The sequence below is a fragment of the Cocleimonas sp. KMM 6892 genome (assembly GCF_035798195.1).
In the GTDB taxonomy this organism is placed as follows: Bacteria; Pseudomonadota; Gammaproteobacteria; order Thiotrichales; family Thiotrichaceae; genus Cocleimonas; species Cocleimonas flava.
Map to the genome: position 1 here is coordinate 55767 of NZ_JAPFBV010000001.1, position 23693 is coordinate 79459.

The window sequence follows — 23693 nt, forward strand, 5'->3', positions numbered from 1 at the left end:
TATGTTAGAGGAATTTGTTGGCGAAACCTGGCACAAGTTTATTACAAAACGTGCGGATAAAAGCTATCCGGAAGCGGTTGTGCATCTGGATGAGGTACGACGCACTGCTGGCATTTTCTTTCGTGCGCTTGGTGGCGAAGGCGGCTTACGCGTTGAAAACGCAACGGATTCTGAAGTTCATGCAAAACGCACTATTTTGCAACGCATAGCGGGTATTGGCGATAAAACCCAATACGCCTGGAGAGACGAAGAAACACTTCGCTTACCCGATAGCATTGCCCTATTTCCTACTCGTCAGCTGAATCTGGATTTATACCTCTGGTTAACCGCCTTATCGGTGATTGATAGTAATAATGCTACCGCTAAAGACTGGATTAGCCGTAATCAATACTGCACCTTAAGCACACTAGCCATCTGGCCGGGCTTGAAGCCACGTTATCACAATCTACTGCAGGCGCATTTACAGCAACGACCAGACCCTAAACACTTAAGCAAAGGCGAAGCGAACCAGGAAACTGCAATCCAGAATGCTTTAATGGATTCTGACAAAGCAGTACAGCTTCAGTATGCCAAAAGACCACCTCAACCTGTACCGTTGTGGTTACACCCATCACCACCTGAAGAAGAATTTTCTAACAGCATACCTCCCCAAGATCCTGATTTTGACGAGGCTGCTCAATCCAAAGAACAGAAAAAAAATCAGGAAAAACAACAAAAGCGCAAACAGGGAAACCGTACTGAAATGCCGGATGGTAATTCAGGTTTGATGAGTTTTCGCCTTGAAAGTCTCTGGAGTTGGGCCGAATACAGCAAAGTAGATCGCACCAGTACCGAAGATGACGATGACAATGCCATGCGCACCGCAGAAGACATGGATAACATTACCGTTGCTCAAGACAGCAAGACCACATCAAGCAAGATTAAACTGGATCTCGATTTACCTTCCAGCAACTATGATGACATCGTATTAGGTGAAGGGCTTCCTATCGATGAATGGGATTATAAGCAACAGCGCATGCAAAAAGACCACTGCCGTTTACAAACCATGGTGTCACGCGATGCAATCCCTACTGAATTGCCCGAGAGGCTTAGGGCTCAGGCACATAAAGTACGTCGCCAATTTGAGGTTTTAAAACCACAACGCGTATGGAAGAATCGCCAAAACGATGGTACTGAATTAGATCTGGAAAACTATGTTAACTACCTCACTGATCGCAGGCATGGTCATGTGCAAAGTGACACACCGGTTTATCGAGAGTTGAGAAACCAGAACCGCGACCTTTCCTGTTTATTGCTGGCTGATCTTTCACTCTCAACCGATGCACATATTAATAATGATTCACGCGTGATCGATGTGATTCGTGACTCTTTGTATTTATTCTCTGAAGCATTGCACGCAACGGGCGATCGTTTTGCCTTACATGGCTTTTCTTCACGAAACCGTAATCATGTTCGTTTCTACAATATCAAAGATTTCGATGAAAATTACAATGATGAAGTCCGTGGACATATCGATGCTGTAAGGCCGGGTTATTACACGCGCATGGGTGCGGCAATTCGACATGCAACCGAGCAATTATCCAAACAGGCAACCAGCCAAAAACTCTTATTAATTCTCACCGATGGTAAGCCAAATGATCTTGATAAGTATGAAGGTCGTTATGGAATTGAAGATACGCGCATGGCAGTGCTAGAAGCGGAAAAATTAGGCGTGAGACCGTTCTGCGTCACCATTGACGAACAAGCTGAAGATTACCTGCCTTATCTATTTGGTAGTCGCTCTTTTGTGCTTATTCGAAATGCCGCGGAGTTACCGAAGAAGCTGCCACTATTATACTTACGACTAACTAAAAACTAGCTATAAGTAGGGGGGTGTCTTTCACTAGATACTATAAATTGATCGAATACTTTTTTAATCGGTATAGCAGTGTATCTCTAGTTAAACCTAATAAGCGCGCCGCCTGGGATTTATTACCGCCGCTATTACGCAATGCCTGCTGCATCAAATCGACTTCTAAAACCTCTAACTCAACGCCAGATTCGGGTAGTGTAAAAATCGATTTGGAACTTAACTCGGTATAGTTTCTAATTTCCGCGGGAAGATTCGTCACTTCAATGTTTTTGTTTTGGAATAACAAAAACATGCGTTCACAGAAATTGCTTAACTCCTGAATATTACCGGGCCAGTTATATTGCTTTAATTTGTGGATGGCTGGTGTACTAAATTCTGGAGCAGGTCTTCGATGTTGTTTTACCAATTGCTTGAAAAAATGGTCTGCTAATAACATGACATCATCTTCTCTTTCAGACAGCTTAGGTAGCTCAACTGGGATAGTACATAACCTGTAATACAAATCTGCGTTGAATTTACCTTCGGCGACTAAATCTCTTAAGTTCTCAGAACTACTAGCTACTATTCTTACATCTAATTTTTGTTTCTTGAGTGACTTGAATTGTTGAGTTGAAAGTACTTGTGCATTATCGATCAAATACAGTAATTGAGCTTGAGCCTCAAGATTCAGGTGAGTGACTTCTTGCAGATAGAGTGTTCCTGTATGAGCCTGAAAGACAAATCCATTTTGTTCTGGTGTTAATTTACTAGCATAAGAAAACAATAACGATTCAGACGTTTCAGCAGAAATTGCAGCACAATTCACATTTATCAAATGATTACGTTTACTTGTTTCATGTAAATATCGAGCTATCGATTCTTTTCCGGAGCCAGTTTCACCCAAAACCAAAACCGGCACATCGAGTTTTGCAATTAAATCAGTAACTCTAAGCGCTTCTTGAAACTTGGTTGAGTTACCTATTAATTTTATTTTTTCTCGATTCGTCATAATGAAATGTGTTTTCTACAATAATTGGAAATGTAACTGATGATGTAGATGCGGATAAACCACCAGTATCAAACTTATAATACCCATTATTATCAATAGCAAACCTGATATAGATTGGATTTTTTTAGAATTCCTGAACTGAGTAATCTTTCCGGTCAAAAATCCAGTACTCATCATCGGTATCAGTGTGCCAATCCCAAAAACCATCATAAATAATGCGGAGTTAATTGCACCATCGCTTGCTGGCGACATCAATAACATATAGTACACTAATCCGCAGGGCAACCAGCCCCATACGAGACCGAACATAGTTGCCTTCCATATTTTATCTACCGGTAATAACTTCTGCCCTAAAGGTTGTAATAAAGACCAAATGGGAACACCGATTTTTTCAATACGAGAAAACTGCGGAAACAAGCCTGCAATATAGAAACCCATAGCAATTATCATGAAAGAGGCGATTAAACGAAGTAGGCCAATGCCATGCTCTGGCATAATGAAATCTTTAAAAACCTGGCCTAATAAACCAACCAATAATCCGGCAATCATGTAACTGATGATTCGCCCAAGATTATATGCAAATGTGTATTGCGCGAGTTTCAACTGGTTTTGTCTTATTTCAGGGCTTAAGCTCATTGTCATTGCGCCAACCAGCCCACCGCACATGCCGATACAGTGAATAGTGCTCAGTAAACCGACAACAAAAGCAATTAGCATAAATTACCTGAGCCTATACGTTACAGGTATCGAAATCTGCCATTGTGCTTTTTTCAGCTCTCTTGGAATGGGCAATTTTCCTGAAATAGACTGGATAGCTTTGATTGCAGCTTTATCCAGAGTTGCATGCCCTGAGCTTTTAATTGCCCTTATTTGAGTGATCTGGCCATTAGCAAGTAGCACAAATGAAACAGTGACTGTTCCTTGTTCGCGGCGACGCTTTGCACGTTTTGGATAACGCTTATTCTTTGCGATTAACTGTCTAAGTCTCGACTTGTAAGATGCCTCTAACTTTTTAGTCTGCGCGCTGTTTGTAGCAGGTTTATTTACAGGCCTTGGTTTTGCCACAGCTTTTGGCTGAGGTTTACGTTGTGGCGCAGTTCGTACTGCATTATTAGGTTTAGCCTGAGGTCTTTGTACTCTATTCGGCGCTGGTCTTTGTGCAACTTTTGGTTTTGCCTGTGGTTTTGGCTTATGAACAACTTTTGGACGTGGCGGATCCTTTCTAACAACTTTTTTAGGTGCGATTTTCTTTGGCTTTGAAACAACCTTTTTCTTTTTAACCGGCTTTTTTACTATTTTTTTCTTGATCGGCTTTTTCTTGATGGGCTTTTTCTGGATCAGCTCTTTCTTGATAGGTTTTGGCTTAACCGTTTTCTTTTTTTCAACAGGTTTGGGTTCTACTGTCTTTGGCTCAATTTTTTGAACTGGCTTTGGCTCAAGCTTTTTAACAACAGGCTCAATAGCTTTTTTGATAATAGGCGCAGCTAGAACTTCTGGAACTATCGTTGGTTCTGGTTCTGGTTCTGGTTCTGGTTCTGGTTCTGGTTCTGGTTCTGGTTCTGGTTCTGGCTCTGGTTCTGGTTCTGGCTCTGGCTCTGGCTCTGGCAGAGTTTTTTCTGCGATTTTAGGAAGCACAATAGGTTCAGGCTTCACTTCTTCAATGGGTGCTTCAACAGGAGCCACCTTTGCAAGTGCTTCTTCAAACATAGACAGGGAGATCGCAATTTCTTCTGGCTCAGATGGTTTAGACACATCTTTGGAGTCAAAATTAATGACTAACGCAGCTACTCCAAGATGGAGGAATGCTGAAAGTAAAAAGCCTGCGAGATAGTTATTCATCGAAAGAGCGGATCTAATCAAGACCCTTCTTTGGTAATAATTTTGAGTTTTTCGAGATTATTCTTTTTCAATAAATCGATGACATCAACAAAGTTTTTAAAAGCGACTTCTTGATCAACTCGTAAGCGTATCGGGGTATCCTTAGCTATATTTTCTAGCTTAGTTGCAAGAATTTCTCGTGTTGCAGGCTCACCATCAATATAAAGTTCCTTATTTGCATTGATCGATATTTCGATGGTTGTGACTTCTGCTTGTTCTGATATCGGCTTGGCACTTTGTGCTTCAGGTAGATTGATATCAATCACTCCTTGAGAAATAAAGGTAGCCGTTGTTAGCACAATCGCGAGTAACACCAACATGATATCAATAAATGGAATCATATTGATTTGGTCAAATCGTTTCATGAGTTGTTTTGCGCTTCTTTATTAGTAGTATTTTGTGTGTCTCTAAACTCACGCCATCTTGCCGTTACCACATCCACTTTTCTAAGCAGGGCGTTGTAAAATATGATCGCTGGAATAGCGACTAACAAACCACCCGCGGTCGCTTTTAGTGCCAATGCCAGTCCGGTCATAATATTCTGTACATCTATCTTTCCACCTTGCCCCATATCGTAGAAAGTTATGATAATTCCAAGTACTGTCCCTAATAGACCAACATACGGCGCATTCGCTGCAATCGTAGAAATAACAGTAAGATTCTGGGTTAGTGACACATTCAAATTATCTTCATGGGTAAAACCCTCTACTTTTACACGCGCGAAGTAGAAATATCTTTCTATGACGAACCACAGCATAAAAAAACTCATCAGGCCCAGAACGCCAAAGACCATATAGTCTAAATTATCTCTCAAAAAATCCATCGTTATATTTCTTCACTCATGTAAAACGCAAACAGAATCTAACATTTATATTCTTTTGCAAATAATAATTACGTCCAAAGTGTGTGATATCACACACTTCTGTGTCAATTAACCTATTCGAAATTTTATCCGTATCACCCTCAAATACTAATTCATATACTTGGGCGGATACATTATATGACTTATTAACGGGTATAAACATGGGAAATAAAAACCTCTTATTTTTGCTTTCACTTTCATTGGCGGTATCTTCAAATGTGCTTGCAGAAGAACTAGATAATATCGTTATTGAAGATGTATTAACTATTAATCCGAATTCAGCCGATGCTAATGATATTAATCGAGTTAGCCCTACCAGTTCTGATGGAGGGGACTTTTTAACACAGGTGAATGGCGTATCTATGAGCCGTTTTGGTGGCAGGGGTTTAGAGCCGATAGTGCGCGGCCAAAGTCAAACCCGTCTAAATATTTTATTAGATGGGGCATATATCCATGGCGGCTGTCCTAATCGTATGGATCCTCCAGCAAGTTGGGCTGCATTGGAAACTTACGAGAATGTTACGGTACTTAAAGGCGTTCAAACACTTGCTTACGGCAGCGGTGGAAGTGGTGGAACCGTTTTGTTTGAACGAGATACTAGAGATCTGGCCGAAGATAAAGGCGTCCATGGTCGAGTAAGTGCAACTTTTACTGATAATGCGATTTCTCATGACCTACTTGCAGATGTTGTCGCGGCGGGTGAAAAAGGTTATCTACGTGGTATTGGAGAAATCAAAAAAGCGCAAAACTATGAAGATGGGGATGGTGTCGAAGTTCGATCATCCTATGATCACAAACAGGCTGGCATCATCGCTGGTTTCACACCCACAGAAGATAGGCTTTTCGAGTTTAGTTTCGAAAGAAACTCATTTTCTGATGCACTTTACCCCGGTGCAGGAATGGATAGTCCAACCGAAGATGCCGATATCATTCGACTACGTTATGAAGATAAACCTGCCACAGATAAAATCGATAGTATAAAAGCAGAAGTTTATTTAAGTGATGTAGATCATCTGATGGATAATTATAGCTTGCGCACACCACCTACTTATATGGCTTGGCACCCAAAAGCGGGGCAGGATATGTTACGCGCAACACCAACAACGTCTAAAACGACTGGCGGAAGAATAATTCTCAATTCAACAGCTGGCGCAAACAAATGGGAATATGGGGTTGATCTTCAACGTAACACCAGAAATGCATCACTTGATAATATGGATAGCGGGACTGCAGTACCCATCACATTGATGTGGCCCGATATTACTATTCAACAGTTAGGACTGTTTGCCGAAAGTACTCGATCACTATCTAAAAAAGATACTTTAAAATACGGATTAAGAATTGATCAAGTCGATGTCTCAGCGGGTAAAGCTAACGATATGATCGGTAGTATGCCAATGGGTGGTCACTCTGCAAACCAGTCTTATGCCGAATACTATGGCAGTAACGCGGATGATAAAGATGAAACCAACATTGGTGGCTTACTGCGTTATGACAAAGACATGGGTAACGGAATATCGCTATTTACTGGCCTAAGCCGAAGTGTAAGAACGGCTGATAGTACTGAAAGAGGAATCAACAAATGGTCAGCTGTGCCAGGAACCGCGCCTGTTGAAGCGCAAGAAACTATTTTAGCTGGGCGCTGGATCGGAAACCCGGATATCAAACCTGAGAAACACCATCAATTTGATATTGGTTTAAGTAAAACAACTGATACATTAGATTTCAGTGCCGTTGCATTTTATGACAAGGTTGACGATTACATCTTGCGTGATACTGCCCGCGGACAAGATGGAATTCTCAAATCTGACGGTGCGGATATTTACCGGAATGTTGATGCTGAACTTTATGGCCTGGAGTTTGAAAGCAAAATTAAACTCTCAAACCGATTAGATTTAAGTGGCAGTATTGCATTCGTTCGAGCCACAAATACCACTGATGATAATCGGCCCATTGCTCAAACGCCGCCTATTAACGGAAAGCTACAACTGGATTATACAGGTGGTAAATGGGGCGCAGGAGCAAGAGTCAATTTTGCGTCTCGTCAAGATAGAATCGATGTCCTTAGCAAGCAGGAAGTTGGAGAAACGGCAGGCTACGGCACTTTAGATCTTTACGGTAATTACAAGTTAAATAAGACCGTTAGCCTTCGCGCTGGAATAGATAATGTGATGGATAAGACCTATGCTGAACACGCAAGCCGATCTAACATTATGGATATTAATTCAATCAAAGTTAATGAGCCTGGACGAACTGCCTGGCTTAAAATAACCGCTGAGTTCTAAGTAGTAGTAATAATAGTTGTAGTTGAAAAGTAATAAGTAATAATTTCATCAAATGTACTTACAGTTAACATTCTTGTTAATTGTAAGTACACCCCCCTACTTTTACGTGTTTTTCCATTTAGACTAATGAAAACCACGCCCTTCGGGTCGTCGTCACTGAGTTCCAACGTTGTCTTCGCTGCGCTTCGGCTTGGTACTTTTTTAAAGCGTTTTTTTAATGCGCTTAATTTAGTAATTTTACCTAACAGTATAAAAACGAAACGGCGCCATCATCACGCCTTTTTCCGTTTCTAACTTTACTTGGGCTTCCCATTCCATTCGCGTATTCACACAAATAGGAATAGTAAATTTACCGCTATAACTATTTGGTGTTTCCAGTTTTAACTCACTGCGGTTAAAACCCATATCCATATTCAAACCGACAAAATCCACTTTGACTGATGAAGCTGTGATTCCTTTGGTTTCAACATGTAACGATAGTGGCGTTAAAATTGGTATGTCTTTGGGGTTTAATGAAAAAGTGACAGATTCGCCATTAGGAAACACATTGATACAAGAGTCTTGCCTAAGATCACAGGGTTCTTGCAAGGATGCTTCGGCAATATAATTTGATACCAGGAATTTTTTATAAAAATAGCTCGCGGCAATACCGCCAGCAAAAACAAGCAAAGCAACAATCGTCAGGAAGTTCGAGGATTTTTTGGTGTCGGACATGATTCAGCTAAATTAAACGATAAAAAAACTAAGACAGACTATTATAAACTGGCTTCAACCGCGAGAACACATAAAGACATCAATGCGCCAGGTAAAATCCCTAGTGCTAATACTGATAGGCCATTCACGCTTAATAGTAATTTAAAATCGAAACCCGATTTAGCAGGTACGAGTAATTCTTCATCACCAACAAATTCATCGGGCTGATCAAAGTACATAAGCTTTATCGCACGCAAGTAATAGTAAGCACCAATGACAGACATCACTACTGCAAACACTGCAAGCCAAATCACTTCTGCACCAACTACCGCCTTTAATACAGACAGTTTTGCGTAAAAACCTACCGTTGGTGGAACACCAGCCATGGAGAATAAAAACAACATCATCATAAAGGCATACCAGGGATGGCGTGTGCTCAAGCCTTGTAAATCGATCAATCGATCCGCTTCATAACCATCTCTACTTAGTAGGATAATGATTCCGAATGCGCCCATCGCGACTATTGAGTAAGTGATGATATAGAACATTGATGATGCATAACCTACTTCGGTTCCAGCAAGAATACCGAGTAGCACAAAACCCATGTGCGAAATTGTAGAATACGCCAGCATACGTTTGATATTAGTTTGTGCGATGGCAACAACGTTACCAATGAATAAAGATAATGCTGCAAGCAATGATAGTATTTGCTGCCAGCCCAGTAACATTTCATCTAGCCCTTCGACGAGCAAACGGAACATCATCGCAAAAGCAGCAATTTTTGGTGCTGTTCCCAGGAACAAGGTTACCGCTGTCGGTGAGCCATCATAAACATCGGGCACCCACATGTGAAAGGGTACGACACCGAGTTTGAAGCCAAGCCCTACAAGAACAAAAGACAAGCCCAACAACAAGCCCATATTTGTCATCACATTATGGCCCATCATGAAACTATCAATATGATCAAGATGCAGGCTACCGGTAACACCGTAAATAATCGACATACCGTAGAGCAACATGCCGGATGCAATCGCCCCCAGTACAAAATATTTCATCCCTGCTTCGGACGCTCTTCCGTCATTTCTTCTGAATGCTACCATCGCGTACATGGCTAACGAAAGAAGCTCTAATCCTAAATAGATGACTAACATGGTTTTCGCAGAAACCATGATCATCATTCCAAGAACCGCAAACAATCCCAGGGTAAAGTATTCGCCCTTGAACATTTGTCGTGTTTTTAAATAAGGGCGAGAATAAACGAAAACGCCAACAGTAATCAGCAGGATCGAAACTTTCAGTACTTGTGACATAGGATCGAGCACAAACATCTCGCTAAACGTCGTTAAACTCGCTTTACCTGTTGTTTGCAATGCTTCTGCCATACTCACATCATTGATGCCACTAATGACTAGATAGGCAGTAATCAACAGCACGGTTTGTGATAGTAGGTATGTGATGTAACGATTTGAGTCTTTTAAAAACAAATCGACCAACAATACCAAACAGGTTCCTGCCAACAGGAATATTTCAGGTATTGCCGGAGCAAAATCTGGAATAGCGAATTGCATCGGAATTAATGTAGCCGTTGTAAATGACATAAACATTTTAATTCCCCAACTTACTGGTAGTGGCTTGCTCAACAACATGAGCCAGTGAATCATTCATCACATGTACCAAAGGCTCTGGCCAAAGACCGAGAAGCAATACGAAAAAGGCTAAAGCAGCAAGTATGACGGTTTCACGCTTATTGATATCCGTTAATTCAGCAACATTACTGTTGGCGACGGCACCGAAAATTACGCGTTTGACCAGCCATAAGGTATAGGCAGCGCCAATAATTAAGGTAGTCGCTGCAAGAAATGCTATCCAGAAATTCGCTTTGAAACTAGTGAGAATAACCATGAACTCACCGACAAAACCCGAGGTGCCCGGTAGGCCTGTATTCGCCATCGCGAATAATACAAAGAATCCAGCAAACCATGGCATTCTATTCGAAACACCACCATAAGCGGTGATATCACGCGTATGCATTCGATCATATAAAACGCCGATACATAGGAACATCGCACCTGAAATAAAGCCATGTGACATCATCTGAACCATACCGCCCTGTAAACCTAAAAGCGTTCCTTCGGCGCTGCCTGTTTTTGTCACAATTGGGAATAGCACAAAGAAACCTAAAGTCACAAACCCCATATGCGCTATTGAAGAATACGCCACAAGCTTCTTCATATCGTTTTGTACCAAAGCGATAAAGCCGATATAGACAATCGCGGTTAATGACATAAAGATCACCAACCACGCAAGCTCACTTGAAGCATCGGGAACCATAGGCAAAGAGAAGCGTATAAAGCCATATCCGCCTATTTTAAGCATCACTGCGGCTAGTATCACCGAACCACCCGTTGGTGCCTGTACGTGAGCATCTGGCAGCCACGTATGTACTGGCCACATCGGTACTTTGACACCAAAGGCGATCAAGAAAGACAAGAAGATAAGAATCTGGGGCGTCATGCCCAATTTCACACTATGGAAATCTGCAATTGCAAAACTATCCGCTTGTGAATACATGTAAACCAAACTGATCAGCATAAATACTGAGCCAAAAAAGGTATAGAGGAAGAACTTGATAGTCGCATAAATACGATTATCGCCACCCCATATTCCAATCACGATAAACATCGGAATCAACATCGCTTCGAAGAACACATAAAACAAGATAGAGTCTTGCGCGGCAAACACGCCATTGATGATGCCTTCCATGATTAAGAAAGCAGCCATATATTGCGCAGGCTTATGTTTAATCACTTCCCATCCTGCAATAACAATCAAAACAGTAATGAAGGCATTGAGCAGTATTAGTGGCATTGAAATACCATCAACGCCTAAGTGATAATTTATTTTGAAGGCCTCAATCCACGGCGCTAATTCAACAAACTGCATTTGATGACCGACGGGATTAAAGTCAGTCCAGAGTGGAATACTGAGCAAAAAGGTTAAGACACTGAATATCAATGCTATAGGTCGAGGCGCAAACTTGTCGCCAGTAAACAGCAATATCAATCCACCGATGATCGGCAGCCAAATTAAAATACTGAGCAAATTACCCTCAAACATTATTCGCTCCAAACAATAACCAACTCATAATTGCTAGAACACCAATGATGATTGAGAAAGCATAGTGATATAAATAACCCGTTTGCATGTGTCTGATAATCGATGAGAACCAGCCGGTCACTTTGGCAGAACCATTTACGACTAAACCATCGATCAAGAAACGATCTCCAACAGACCACAATGTTTTGCCAAGAGCGATTGCCCCTCCAGCAAATACAGCCATATTGAACTCATCCGCGAAATATTTTTTATCTAGAATTACGTAGATGAAACGCAATTTGTCATAACCCCATTTGGCAATTGAAGGCTGCTTCATATAGATATAATACGCGCTACCTGCACCAGCCATTGCTAACCAGAATGGAAGGGCAATCAAACCATGCCCGACAAAACTAAATATATTCACTATCCAAGTTTCACTTCCATGAAAGTGATGTGTAATCGTTTCAACAGCAGGATGGCTTTCATCAACATGTATTACACCATCAAAGAAATCACCCACAACCATCGGGTCTAAAAAGTAACCTGTTAACACTGCTGGAATAGCTAATGCTATCAAAGGCCACGTCACGACTTTTGCAGGCTCATGTAAATGAGATTTAGTGTGTTCATCCATGCGCTCTTCACCGTGGAATACCAGGAAGAACATTCTGAAGCTATAAAATGCGGTAACGAATACGCCGAGTAAAACCATCCAGTAAGCGTATTCTGATCCGGGAATATTTGCAGCATGGACTGCTTCGATTATTAAATCTTTGGAGAAGAAACCAGAAAAGAATGGAAAGCCAATTAAGGCTAAAGAACCCACTAGTGAAGTCCAGTAAGTAATCGGTAGATACTTTTTCAATCCCCCCATTTTACGAATATCTTGTTCGTGATGCATGGCAATAATGACAGAACCAGCCGCCAAGAATAATAGTGCTTTAAAGAAGGCATGAGTCATCAAGTGGAACACAGCAGCGCTGTAAGCCGAAGCACCTAGCGCCACTGTCATATAACCGAGCTGTGACAACGTAGAGTAAGCAACAACGCGTTTGATATCGTTTTGCACTATACCAATCAGCCCCATAAAAAATGCCGTTGTGGCTCCAATGATTAGCACCATACTCAATGCTGTATCCGACATTTCAAAGATGGGTGACATACGCGCCACCATGAAAATGCCCGCGGTCACCATTGTCGCCGCATGTATCAACGCTGAAATGGGTGTTGGGCCTTCCATCGAGTCGGGTAACCACACATGCAATGGTACCTGCGCTGATTTACCCATGGCGCCGATGAATAAGCAGATCGCAATAATACTGACCAACATCCATTCGGTATTCGGCAAAATTGTCAGGGTAATATGTTCAATTGCCGGTAGGCGCTCAAACACTTCTTTGTAATCGACAGATCCCGTATAAGTCCAGATTGCCGCGATACCTAATAGGAATCCAAAGTCACCGACACGATTCACTAAAAAGGCTTTCATATTGGCAAAAATTGCCGTTTCTCGAGTAGACCAGAAACCAATCAATAAATAAGAGACAAGACCTACCGCTTCCCAACCAAAAAACAGCTGCATGAAGTTATTCGACATAACCAGCATTAACATGGAGAAGGTAAATAACGAGATATAAGCAAAGAAGCGCTGGTAACTATTTGTGCCACCACGACTATCTTCAGGCCAATTATGCTTATCGTCTTGCATATAACCGATGGTGTAGATATGCACCATTAATGACACAAAGGTCACCACAACCATCATCATCGAGGTTAGGCGGTCTATCTGAAAACCGACAGCGAATTTCGTATTGCCTACTTGCGCCCAGGTATACACATCACCATAAAAAGTATGCCCATCAAAACCCACATGCTTAAGTACAACAAAAGACAAGAAGCACGAAATACCTACACCTAAAATGGTAATTGCATGTGCGCCTTTTCGGCCAATGATACCGCCGAATAAACCGGCGATAATTGCACCAATAAGAGAAGCAAGAGGAATTGCTAGATAGATACTTTCCATAGCGCCCCTACCCTTTCATATCATCAAGCTCTTGCACATTGATGGTTCGACGATTTCGAAAAACCGTAACCAGAATTGCAAGCCCGATAGCGGCTTCAGCAGCAGCAACGGTGAGAATAAAAAATACAAAAACCTGTCCAGCCATATCACCTAGATAATGAGAAAAGGCGATAAAGTTCAGATTCACTGCGAGTAGCATGAGCTCGATACACATCAAAAGAATAATCATATTCTTCCGATTGAGAAAAATTCCAGCCACAGCAATTGAAAACAGCAAAGCACCAACAATGAGAAAATGCGACAAAGGTATCATTATCTTTCTCCCTGCTTAGCTTCTGTTTTCATTTTAACGATGCGTAATCGATCTTCTTTGCGGGTTCGAATTTGCGCTCCCTGATCCTGCTTTTTAACGCCTTCACGTCGACGCAGTGTTAACGCGATAGCAGCGATAATAGCGACCACTAAAATGACTGCTGCAATTTCGAATGGGTAGACATATTCAGTGTATAGAATCTCGCCGATTGCTTCGGTATTGCTACTGTCTAACGGCGCAGCTTCTGGTATCGGACGATCAAAGGTTTTTGACTTCATCACCAGAATCATTTCAGCGGCGACAGCCACGGCAACCAGAATTCCTATGGGCATATATCGCGTAAAGCCTTCTTTCAGCGTATCTATATTGATATCAAGCATCATGATCACGAATAAAAACAGCACCATAACCGCACCGACATAGACCAGCACCAAAACCACACCAAGGAATTCAGCTTCAAGTAATACCCATGTTGCAGCACTGGTAAAAAACGCCAGAATCAAAAATAAGGCGGCATAAACAGGATTACGCGCAGTCACTACACCGACTGCAGAAAACAGTGTTACTGCTGAAAAAACGTAAAATATGAATAGCTCGAATGTCATTTTCTTCCTTGTTTAACCTTACTTACTTCTTAGTTCTACAAAATTAGTTCTATCAAGTAGCACTATTTATAAGGTGCGTCTGCTGCTTTTCGTTTTGCGATTTCGCTTTCATGTTTATCACCAAAGGCTAATAACTCTTCCTTTGTGATGATGTTTTTGCCACGTTCTTCAAAGTGATATTCAAAAATATGGGTTTCTACAATAGCATCTACTGGACAGGCTTCTTCGCAGAACCCACAGTAAATACACTTAAAGAAATCGATGTCATATTTAGTGGTACGACGGGTTCCGTCTGCGCGTTCTTCCATTTCAATATCAATCGCCAACGCAGGACAAACTGCTTCACACAATTTACACGCGATACAACGCTCTTGCCCGTTGGGGTATCTGCGTAATGCATGATGTCCTCTAAAACGAGGAGACATCGGCGTTTTCTGTTCTGGATATTGGATCGTAACTTTGCGTTTAAATAAGTATTTACCGGTAACGCCCAGGCCTTGAAACAATTCAAATAGCGTAAAGGATTTGATGAAATGCTTGATTGATCTAATCATGACAACCTCTTTTACATTTCATCTTTGCTAACGATATACCCTTTCCCAAAAAAACTGCCTGTAAGTGGGGGGGTGCCTTTTTACTTTTATTGATAAACGTATTCTCAATGATGTTTACAACCATGGCTGCCACCCTAGAGCAATTGCAATGCCCTCGCCAAAGATCCAGACTAACGTGACAGGTATTAATATTTTCCAGCCTAAACGCATAATCTGATCGTATCGATATCTGGGGAATGTCGCTCTAAACCATAAATAACAGAATAGGAAAAACATCGCTTTTAAAAGTAACCAGTGAAAACCATCACCCATTAGAAAGCCGAGCACAGGAATATCATCCATAGCTGTGCCAAATGGAGACAGCCAGCCGCCAAAAAACAGCAAAGCGGTTAATGTTGATATTAATATCATGCTGGCATATTCCGCGAGGAAGAATAGCGCAAACGCCATTCCGGAATACTCGACGTGAAAACCAGCAACGATTTCAGATTCGCCTTCTGCCACATCAAATGGAGCACGATTCGTTTCAGCGACTCCAGAGATGAAAAACACTACGAACAAACCAAAAAGAGTCCAGACATTCCAATCGAACAGCCCCCCACTTTGAGCCCTTACTATGTCGGTCAGATTCAAACTTCCTGAAACCATTAATACGCCAACCAAGGCGAAACCCATGGCAATTTCGTACGAGACTACCTGTGCGCCAACTCGAAGTGAACTCAAAATCGCATACTTGGAATTTGATGCCCAACCAGCGAGGATAATGCCAAAAACATCCAGTGAGTTAATCGCCAAAATGAGCAGTAAGCCTGCATTTACATTGGCTAGAACACCGCCATCCCAAAATGGAATTACTGACCATACGGCTAATGCTGGTGCCAATGCCAACATCGGAGCAATAAAAAACACCACTTTGCTGGAGTTCGTAGGCGTAATAATCTCCTTAAACATCAGCTTTACTGTATCTGCGATGGGTTGCAACCACCCTTTTGGCCCAACACGGTTTGGCCCCATTCGGGCTTGCATATAACCAATAACTTTTCTTTCAGCAAATGTGGTGTAAGCGACAGCAAGTATTAAAGGCAATAGGATAGCGATGATCTTAAGCAAGATCACAATCAGAGTGGCTAAACCCTCTGGTAGGAAACTGTTTAAAAATGTCGTTAAAGTATCCAATTTATCCCTGTTACATTTATCTATTTAAAATCTGGTTTAAATCACGTCGTACTGCACCAAAACTATTCTAAATCTATTCTAAATCTATGCGGTTATTTCTATCTCTCCAAAAGCTGAACCTAATAAGCTACTCGATTTAGTACCCGAAGCCAGTAAAGCACATTTATCTGGAATATTGTCATTGATCAACAGTGGCATTGAAACAACCACTTCACCCTGCTTTACATCAACCATTATTTCATTCTCAGCGTGTTCATTATCTACTGTAGGCAAATCTTTCAAACCTAACAAAGCAGCTTGTTTAGCATTGAGTTGCACTGCGTTTTGCTCTGGGCTGCTTTTTTGTAATGCTGTGGCTCTTCTTACTAGTGAGTCCCCAGAAAATTCGCCCACATTACCGATGCGATACAAAGACTGGCTTGTAACGTCATCAAGTTTTGTATAAATGCCTTCAACACTCACAGGATTTTCATTATTAACATTTTCACAAAGGCCTTGAAGTTCGTTTCTAACATCTTTAGAACTTACGTAATCAAAACCTTTAACGTCTAATTTATTTCCTAATACACGTAGAATTTTCCACGCTGGTCTTGCTTCGCCATAGCTTTTAGCGGCAGCTTTAAAACTTTGCCAGGTACCTTCGGCATTCACATAAGTGCCCGATGTTTCAGCATAGGCAGCGCTAGGTAAAATGATATCCGCTAAAGACAATAAGGTTTTATTGGCGTAAGGAGTCACAGCAATGATCGTATCTGCCTGATTCATGGCTGCTTTGGCTTGTTGAGGATTATCGGAGTCTCGCTCTAGCTCCAAATCCAAAAGCATATACACTTTCTTCGTTTTCGAGAGCATCTCGCCCGCATTTTTCCCGATAATATCGGCTTTTTGACCCGCTTCTTTTTGATGTGGTACGACACCGGCTAACCAGGCTCCGGCTGAGTTTGAAGCACCTGATAAGTACGCCAATGTGGATCCCGTATTACCGGCGATTGCTTTAGATAATGCTCGTAACGTTGAATAACCAGGATGTTGCATCGAAATACTACCCAGAAATACCGCTGAATTTTTCGATGCAATCAAGTTTTCAGCAAATGCCTTATCTGCTTTATTCACCCTGACGGCAGTAAAAAGATCATTCAACCCTGCTGGAATTTCTGTTTTACTCAAGGTATAGCTGGCTTTAGCGATGATCGCCAACGTTTTAATCATTTCAACGGGGTTACTTACTCGTTGCGCATCAACATCGTAATTAAAATCCAATTCAAGCGGATTCACGCACATTATCTTAGCGCCATTTAAAGCCGCTTTACGAATCCTCTGATTAATCATTGGTTGCTCTTTTCTTACATTAGAGCCGACCAAAAGAATGCTATCTAGATTTTCTATATCTGCAATCTTCATGCCCAGCGAAGGGTATGCGCCCGAACTTTCCTGATCATTAAAATCAACCTGACGTAAGCGATGATCGATATTCGCAACACCAATACTGCGCATAGACTTTTGCAGCAAATAAAGCTCTTCAAGCGTTGCGCGGGCAGAAGCTAATACAGCAATATCCTTTGCCGAAACCTCTGTTAGTTTTTCAACGGTTCTATCAAGTGCTGTTGACCAATCGACTTCTTTCCAGATGCCGTTATATTTTATCATCGGTTTTTCTACGCGATCATCCGCATAAACCCCTTGATAACTGAAACGGTCACGGTCAGAAATCCAACACTCATTAATATCTTCATTCTCGGCGGCTATCACGCGCACTAATTTTTTCTTGAACGTATGCAATTTAACATTAGAACCGACACAATCATGCGATGCGATTGATGGTGTTTGCATCATTTCCCATGCTCGGGAATGGTATCGTGAAGGTTTTGCGGTAAGCGCCCCAACCGGGCAAATATCGATGATATTTCCTGAAATTTCTGAATTCAGGCTTTTTTCAACAAAGGTGCCTATTTCCATTCGATCGCCACGACCCGTTGCACCCATTTCACGCATTCCAGCAATTTCTTCACCGAAACGGACACAACGCGTACATTGAATACAGCGTGTCATTTCAGTAGCGACAAGCTCTCCGATATCCTTATCAACGACAACACGTTTCATTTCATGGAAATTTGATGTACCGCTACCAAACTCCATAGATAAATCTTGCAACTCGCACTCACCACCCTGATCGCATATAGGGCAATCCAATGGATGATTAATCAGCAAAAACTCCATGGTATCTTTTTGTGCGGTTAATGCTCTTTCAGATTTTGTCCATACGACCATGCCCTCATTAACGGGAGTGGCACAAGCGGGTAAAGGCTTGGGTGCTTTTTCTACATCAACAAGACACATCCGGCAGTTTGCGGCTACGGATAGTTTTTTGTGATAACAAAATCGTGGGATATGAATATCTGATTTATCAGCAACATCAATCAGCATCGACCCTGGAACAGCCTCTATCTCCTTATCATTGATAGTAATTGTTACGAATTGTTTATCCGTATTACTCATCTGCCATCCACCATTGAACAACCGTTTTCAACATAATGAACAAACTCTTCTCTAAAGCTTTTCACAAAGCTCCACACTGGCATTGCAGCGGCATCGCCTAAAGCACAGATAGTGCGACCTTCTATTTTGTGTGCAACTTCGTCTAGGCGATCAATATCTTCTAAACTCCCTTTGCCTTCGACAATGCGACACAGCATACGATACAACCAGCCTGTACCTTCACGACAAGGCGTGCATTGCCCACACGATTCAGAAAAATAGAAACGAGAAATTCGTTGCAGCACTTTTACCATATCGGTCGTTTCATCCATGACGATAACAGCACCAGAACCTAAAAAGGATCCTGCTTTAGCAATGGTGTCGTAATCCATCGTCAATTTCATCATTTCATCGCCTGTTAATACTGGAACTGACGAACCACCTGGAATCACTGCCTTAAGTCTATTGCCATTTCTAACACCACCGGCCATCTCTAGTAATTCTTCAAATGGTATTCCCATAGGAACTTCAAAATTACCGGCATTATTAACGTGACCAGAAACAGAAAATAGTTTTTCTCCTCCTGAGCCTTCAACTCCCATATTTTTAAACCACTCGCTTCCGCCCCTTAGGATTGCAGGTATTGAGGATAAACTTTCGGTGTTGTTGATAGTTGTAGGTCGCCCGTACAAACCAAAACTAGCAGGAAATGGAGGTTTAAATCGTGGCTGCCCTTTTTTTCCTTCTAAAGATTCAAGTAATGCGGTTTCTTCTCCACAGATATAAGCGCCTGCACCTAAAGCGCCATATAATTCAAAATCCACACCACTTTTTTGTATATTCTTTCCAAGATAACCAGCGTCATAAGCCTCTTTTACGGCTTGTTCAAAACGAATAAAGGGTTCATCCATAAATTCGCCGCGCATATAGTTGTATCCAACGGTTGCGCCAATGCAATACCCAGCAATCGCCATTCCTTCAACCAAGGCATGGGGATTAAATCGAAGGATATCCCGGTCTTTACAGGTACCAGGCTCAGACTCATCTGAATTACAAACAATGTATTTTTGACCGGGCATATTGCGCGGCATAAAACTCCACTTTAATCCGGTAGGGAAACCAGCCCCGCCTCTTCCTCGTAAACCTGAGTTTTTGATCTCTTCAATCAGGTCATTAGCATCCGTTCCCTCTTTCAGAATTTTTTGCCAGGATTGATAACCACCTAACTTCAAATAGTTTTCAAGAGAATAGCAGTCATCACCATATTGTTTCGTTGCAAAGCAAACTTGATCGACCATTAGCTCACCTCCTTATTTTTTAAGGAAGCTTTACTTCTAACACCATCAAGAAGCTCATCAACTTTTTCAGGTGTTAGATTTTCGTGGTAAACGTGATTCAACTGCATCATTGGCGCACCACAACAGGCAGCCAGACATTCTTCTTCGATTTTGAAGAAAAACTCGCCGTCGGGAGTTGTTTCACCCATCTTGATACCGAGCTTTTCTTCAATATGTTCCACAATATTATCTGAACCATTCAGCATACAAGAGATATTAGTACAAACAGCGATAGTGTTTTTAGCCGCTGCTTTTTCTTCTAATTCGTACATTGAATAAAAACTGGCAACCTCGTAAACAGCAATCTTTGAAAGCCCCAGGTAATCAGCAACGGCATCCATCTTCTCTGTAGAAAGATAATGATCCTCATGCATCACAGCTCTTAACGCTGCTAATAACGCTGATTGTCCACGATCTTCAGGAAAGCGCTTTAACCACATATCGATTTCGTCAGTTTCGTGCTTCGTCAGAATTGTTTGAGTAGCAGCCATTATCTGTCTACCTCACCAAATACGATATCCATAGTGCCTATAATAGTAACCACGTCAGCCAACATATGTCCTTTGGTTAGTTCATCCATAGCCGACATATGAGCAAAACCCGGAGCACGAATTTTTAGGCGATATGGCTTGTTTGCACCATCCGATACGATATAACAACCAAACTCTCCTTTAGGGTGCTCAATCGCAGCATAGGCTTCTCCTTCTGGTAAACAATAGCCTTCTGTTGCTAGTTTAAAGTGATGAATCAATGCTTCCATATCACCCTTCATATCTTCGCGTTTTGGTGGTGTGATTTTATGATCGGCATGCATCACAGGGCCCGGATTTTTACGTAGCCAATCAACACACTGCTTAATAATTCGATTCGACTGACGGAATTCTTCAATACGTACCAAATAGCGATCATAGCTATCCCCGTTTTTGCCAACGGGAATATCAAAGTCTACTTGATCATACATTGCGTATGGCTGCTTCTTTCTCAAATCCCACTCAACACCAGAGCCACGCAACATTGCACCGGTTAAACCAAGTTGCAATGCCCTTTCTGGAGAAACAATACCAATGTCGACCAAACGTTGCTTCCAAATTCGATTATCAGTTAATAGTGTTTCGTATTCATCCACACATTTAGGGAAACGGTTTGTGAAATCCTCAATAAAATCCAATACGCTTCCACTACGGGTCTGATTCAAACGTTCGATATCAGCATCACTATGCCAGCGTGATTTTTCATGAAGCGGCATCACGTCGGGCAAGTCTCTGTAAACGCCACCCGGACGATAATAAGTAGCGTGAAGACGTGCCCCCGAAACGGCTTCATATACATCCATTAAATCTTCGCGCTCACGGAACGCATATAAAAACATGGTCATCGCACCAACGTCTAAAGCATGAGCACCAATCCAGAGAAGATGATTCAGGATTCGCGTAATTTCATCAAACATGGTTCGAATGTATTGCGCACGAATAGGCGCTTCGATTCCCAGCATTTTCTCTAACGCCAGAACATAACCATGCTCATTAGACATCATTGATACATAGTCGAGACGATCCATATAACCAATGCTTTGATTATAGGGTTTGCTTTCCGCTAACTTCTCGGTGCCACGATGTAGCAACCCTATATGAGGATCGGCTCGCTGAATGACTTCGCCGTCCATCTCCAACACTAATCGCAATACACCATGCGCCGCGGGATGAGCCGGACCAAAATTTAATGTAAAATTACGAATCTCAGGCATTATTCTTGTGCCTCTTTATCTGTTTGATTCGTTTTATCCGTTTCTTTTTCTTTGCTTGCGGTAAAGCGCAAATCATCTCTAATGACTCTGGGCACAAGCACACGCGGCTCTATCGATACGGGCTCATACACTACTCTTTGTTGCTGTTCATCGTAGCGCATTTCTACTTGCCCAATTAACGGAAAGTCTTTTCTGAATGGATGACCAGAAAAACCATAATCAGTTAGTATTCTGCGTAGGTCGGGGTGACCACTATACATAATTCCAAAAAGATCAAATGCTTCACGCTCGAACCAATTTGCAGAATTCCAGATAGGTGTCACCGAATCTATAATTGGAAATTCATTATCATCGCAGTATGTTTTTAAACGGATTCGATGATTGTGTTTCAGTGAAAGTAAATGAATCACAGAAGCAAAACGCTTGCCTTGAAATTCGATGTCAGTTTCATCCATTTCGCTGTCATCAAATGAAAATTCTCTTTTGACACCTCTAGAAAAACTACTTGCATCGATATCCCATTCAGATTCGCCATAAGCGAGATAATCGACGCCGCAAAGGTCGATTAATTGTTCGAAACAGCATGAATCATCATCGCGTAAAAATTGCGCCGTTGAAATCAAATCAACAGTCGCCACTTCAATCGTAAGCTCGTTGATTGCGATTTTACTGGAAATTAGTTTATCGGATAAAGACTCAAGCAAATGTGTCTTTAACACTCTTAAAGCTTCCGTCATGCAACTTCTTCCTGACGGGCAATTGTGTTTGTATTTTTTATTTTATTTTGCAATTGAATGATTCCGTACAACAACGCTTCCGCTGTTGGAGGGCAACCAGGTACGTAGATATCTACTGGCACGATACGATCACAACCACGCACAACCGCATAAGAATAGTGATAATAGCCGCCACCATTCGCACAAGACCCCATTGATATCACCCAGCGAGGCTCAGCCATCTGATCGTATACTTTACGTAATGCCGGAGCCATTTTATTGGTAAGTGTGCCAGCAACAATCATGACATCTGATTGACGAGGACTGGGGCGAAACAGGATTCCGAAACGATCCATATCATAACGAGACGCGCCTGCTTGCATCATCTCTACAGCACAACATGCCAAACCAAATGTCATTGGCCACATTGAACCGGTTCTTGCCCAGTTGATCAACTTGTCTGCACTGGTAGTTACAAAGCCTTCGTTAAGTTTTCCTTCTATTCCCATTCCAAGGCTCCTTTCTTCCACTCGTAAATAAAGCCGATGATTAGAATACCGAGGAATATGCCCATTGCTATAAGACCAAACAATCCTATTTTATCGAGCACAACTGCCCATGGAAAAAGAAAAGCTATTTCAAGGTCAAAGATAATAAATAGAATGGCAACCAGATAGTAACGCACATCAAACTTCATACGCGCATCGCCAAATGCTTCAAAGCCACATTCAAATGGGGAGTCTTTCGCTTCGCCAGGACGACGTGGAGAGAGTAATGACCCAAGTAGCAACATTAAAATCGCCATTGCAAATCCAACACTCAGAAATACAAGAACAGGCAAATATTCTGCAAGCATAAACTCTCCATAGCGTTTAAGGTTTTATTATTATATAAAATAACCACCAAATCCTTAATGATGTTTATTTACTAACTAACAAGAATATACACTTATTTTTACCCAGTTCACAACTAAGCTGGCGAATAATTCCGAGAAAAGTCTAACTCATTGACCTGATGATTTACGGACTTCCTGATGGTGCTTGCCATTAAAGAATGACGCTATGAACACTTATCAGTTACTTACCGCATA

The 23693-nt window shown here is 41.8% G+C and carries 22 protein-coding genes; 2 read left to right on the forward strand and 20 right to left on the reverse strand.

What is annotated here, in order from left to right; translation table 11 throughout:
• Position 1 precedes the first annotated feature (1 nt).
• On the forward strand, positions 2-1858 hold the full coding sequence (locus OO007_RS00270) for a nitric oxide reductase activation protein NorD (RefSeq protein WP_325807169.1): 1857 nt from the start codon (positions 2-4) through the stop codon (positions 1856-1858).
• 31 nt (positions 1859-1889) lie between these two features.
• Here OO007_RS00270 and OO007_RS00275 read toward each other — a convergent pair whose 3' ends face one another.
• Genes OO007_RS00275 through exbB form a run of 5 tightly spaced genes read right to left on the reverse strand, consistent with a single transcriptional unit; the run spans position 1890 to position 5541 of the window.
• A complete protein-coding gene (locus OO007_RS00275) occupies positions 1890-2840 on the reverse strand; it encodes a sigma 54-interacting transcriptional regulator (protein ID WP_325807171.1) in 951 nt (316 codons plus the stop codon).
• 15 nt (positions 2841-2855) lie between these two features.
• Positions 2856-3557 (reverse strand): sulfite exporter TauE/SafE family protein, encoded by a 702-nt coding sequence (locus tag OO007_RS00280; RefSeq protein WP_325807173.1) that lies wholly within the window; start codon positions 3555-3557, stop codon positions 2856-2858.
• A 3-nt stretch (positions 3558-3560) separates the two neighbouring features.
• Positions 3561-4700, reverse strand: coding sequence for an energy transducer TonB (locus OO007_RS00285; RefSeq protein ID WP_325807175.1), 1140 nt, complete (start codon positions 4698-4700; stop codon positions 3561-3563).
• Complete coding sequence (gene exbD, locus OO007_RS00290; RefSeq protein ID WP_325807177.1) at positions 4697-5083, reverse strand: TonB system transport protein ExbD; 387 nt, start codon at positions 5081-5083, stop codon at positions 4697-4699. The genes OO007_RS00285 and exbD overlap by 4 nt, the downstream gene beginning before the upstream one ends.
• Positions 5080-5541: a TonB-system energizer ExbB gene (gene exbB, locus OO007_RS00295; protein WP_325807179.1), complete on the reverse strand. Its 462-nt coding sequence runs from the start codon at positions 5539-5541 to the stop codon at positions 5080-5082. Before exbB ends, exbD begins: the two co-directional genes overlap by 4 nt.
• 200 nt (positions 5542-5741) lie before the next feature.
• Between exbB and OO007_RS00300 the strand changes: the two genes are divergently transcribed.
• On the forward strand, positions 5742-7865 hold the full coding sequence (locus OO007_RS00300) for a TonB-dependent copper receptor (protein WP_325807180.1): 2124 nt from the start codon (positions 5742-5744) through the stop codon (positions 7863-7865).
• 237 nt (positions 7866-8102) lie between these two features.
• Here the strand turns inward: OO007_RS00300 and OO007_RS00305 are convergent, their stop codons facing one another.
• The 15 genes from OO007_RS00305 to OO007_RS00375 form a co-directional block, all read right to left on the reverse strand.
• A complete protein-coding gene (locus OO007_RS00305; RefSeq protein ID WP_325807181.1) occupies positions 8103-8579 on the reverse strand; it encodes a hypothetical protein in 477 nt (158 codons plus the stop codon).
• Between the two features lie 41 nt (positions 8580-8620).
• Positions 8621-10156 carry an NADH-quinone oxidoreductase subunit NuoN gene (gene nuoN / locus OO007_RS00310; RefSeq protein ID WP_325807182.1) on the reverse strand — a complete coding sequence of 512 codons (1536 nt, stop codon included), beginning with the start codon at positions 10154-10156 and terminating at the stop codon, positions 8621-8623.
• A gap of 7 nt (positions 10157-10163) precedes the next feature.
• Positions 10164-11675: an NADH-quinone oxidoreductase subunit M gene (locus OO007_RS00315; RefSeq protein ID WP_325807184.1), complete on the reverse strand. Its 1512-nt coding sequence runs from the start codon at positions 11673-11675 to the stop codon at positions 10164-10166.
• Positions 11668-13683, reverse strand: coding sequence for an NADH-quinone oxidoreductase subunit L (gene nuoL / locus OO007_RS00320; protein WP_325807186.1), 2016 nt, complete (start codon positions 13681-13683; stop codon positions 11668-11670). The genes OO007_RS00315 and nuoL overlap by 8 nt, the downstream gene beginning before the upstream one ends.
• Before the next feature lie 7 nt (positions 13684-13690).
• Complete coding sequence (gene nuoK, locus OO007_RS00325) at positions 13691-13996, reverse strand: NADH-quinone oxidoreductase subunit NuoK (protein WP_131904057.1); 306 nt, start codon at positions 13994-13996, stop codon at positions 13691-13693.
• Entirely contained in the window at positions 13996-14601 is a 606-nt protein-coding gene (locus OO007_RS00330; RefSeq protein ID WP_131904058.1) for an NADH-quinone oxidoreductase subunit J, read from the reverse strand. The genes nuoK and OO007_RS00330 overlap by 1 nt, the downstream gene beginning before the upstream one ends.
• A 62-nt stretch (positions 14602-14663) precedes the next feature.
• Positions 14664-15155, reverse strand: coding sequence for an NADH-quinone oxidoreductase subunit NuoI (gene nuoI / locus OO007_RS00335; protein ID WP_131904059.1), 492 nt, complete (start codon positions 15153-15155; stop codon positions 14664-14666).
• A 114-nt stretch (positions 15156-15269) separates the two neighbouring features.
• On the reverse strand, positions 15270-16331 hold the full coding sequence (gene nuoH / locus OO007_RS00340) for an NADH-quinone oxidoreductase subunit NuoH (RefSeq protein WP_325807191.1): 1062 nt from the start codon (positions 16329-16331) through the stop codon (positions 15270-15272).
• An 84-nt stretch (positions 16332-16415) separates the two neighbouring features.
• Positions 16416-18827 carry an NADH-quinone oxidoreductase subunit NuoG gene (gene nuoG / locus OO007_RS00345; RefSeq protein WP_325807193.1) on the reverse strand — a complete coding sequence of 804 codons (2412 nt, stop codon included), beginning with the start codon at positions 18825-18827 and terminating at the stop codon, positions 16416-16418.
• Positions 18824-20104 carry an NADH-quinone oxidoreductase subunit NuoF gene (nuoF, locus tag OO007_RS00350; protein ID WP_325807195.1) on the reverse strand — a complete coding sequence of 427 codons (1281 nt, stop codon included), beginning with the start codon at positions 20102-20104 and terminating at the stop codon, positions 18824-18826. The genes nuoG and nuoF overlap by 4 nt, the downstream gene beginning before the upstream one ends.
• Positions 20104-20634 carry an NADH-quinone oxidoreductase subunit NuoE family protein gene (locus OO007_RS00355; RefSeq protein ID WP_131904063.1) on the reverse strand — a complete coding sequence of 177 codons (531 nt, stop codon included), beginning with the start codon at positions 20632-20634 and terminating at the stop codon, positions 20104-20106. The genes nuoF and OO007_RS00355 overlap by 1 nt, the downstream gene beginning before the upstream one ends.
• Positions 20634-21887: an NADH-quinone oxidoreductase subunit D gene (locus OO007_RS00360; RefSeq protein ID WP_325807197.1), complete on the reverse strand. Its 1254-nt coding sequence runs from the start codon at positions 21885-21887 to the stop codon at positions 20634-20636. The genes OO007_RS00355 and OO007_RS00360 overlap by 1 nt, the downstream gene beginning before the upstream one ends.
• Positions 21887-22624 (reverse strand): NADH-quinone oxidoreductase subunit C, encoded by a 738-nt coding sequence (locus tag OO007_RS00365; protein ID WP_325807199.1) that lies wholly within the window; start codon positions 22622-22624, stop codon positions 21887-21889. The genes OO007_RS00360 and OO007_RS00365 overlap by 1 nt, the downstream gene beginning before the upstream one ends.
• Complete coding sequence (locus OO007_RS00370; protein WP_131904066.1) at positions 22621-23112, reverse strand: NuoB/complex I 20 kDa subunit family protein; 492 nt, start codon at positions 23110-23112, stop codon at positions 22621-22623. Before OO007_RS00370 ends, OO007_RS00365 begins: the two co-directional genes overlap by 4 nt.
• Positions 23103-23459 (reverse strand): NADH-quinone oxidoreductase subunit A, encoded by a 357-nt coding sequence (locus OO007_RS00375; RefSeq protein ID WP_131904067.1) that lies wholly within the window; start codon positions 23457-23459, stop codon positions 23103-23105. Before OO007_RS00375 ends, OO007_RS00370 begins: the two co-directional genes overlap by 10 nt.
• Positions 23460-23693 lie beyond the last annotated feature (234 nt).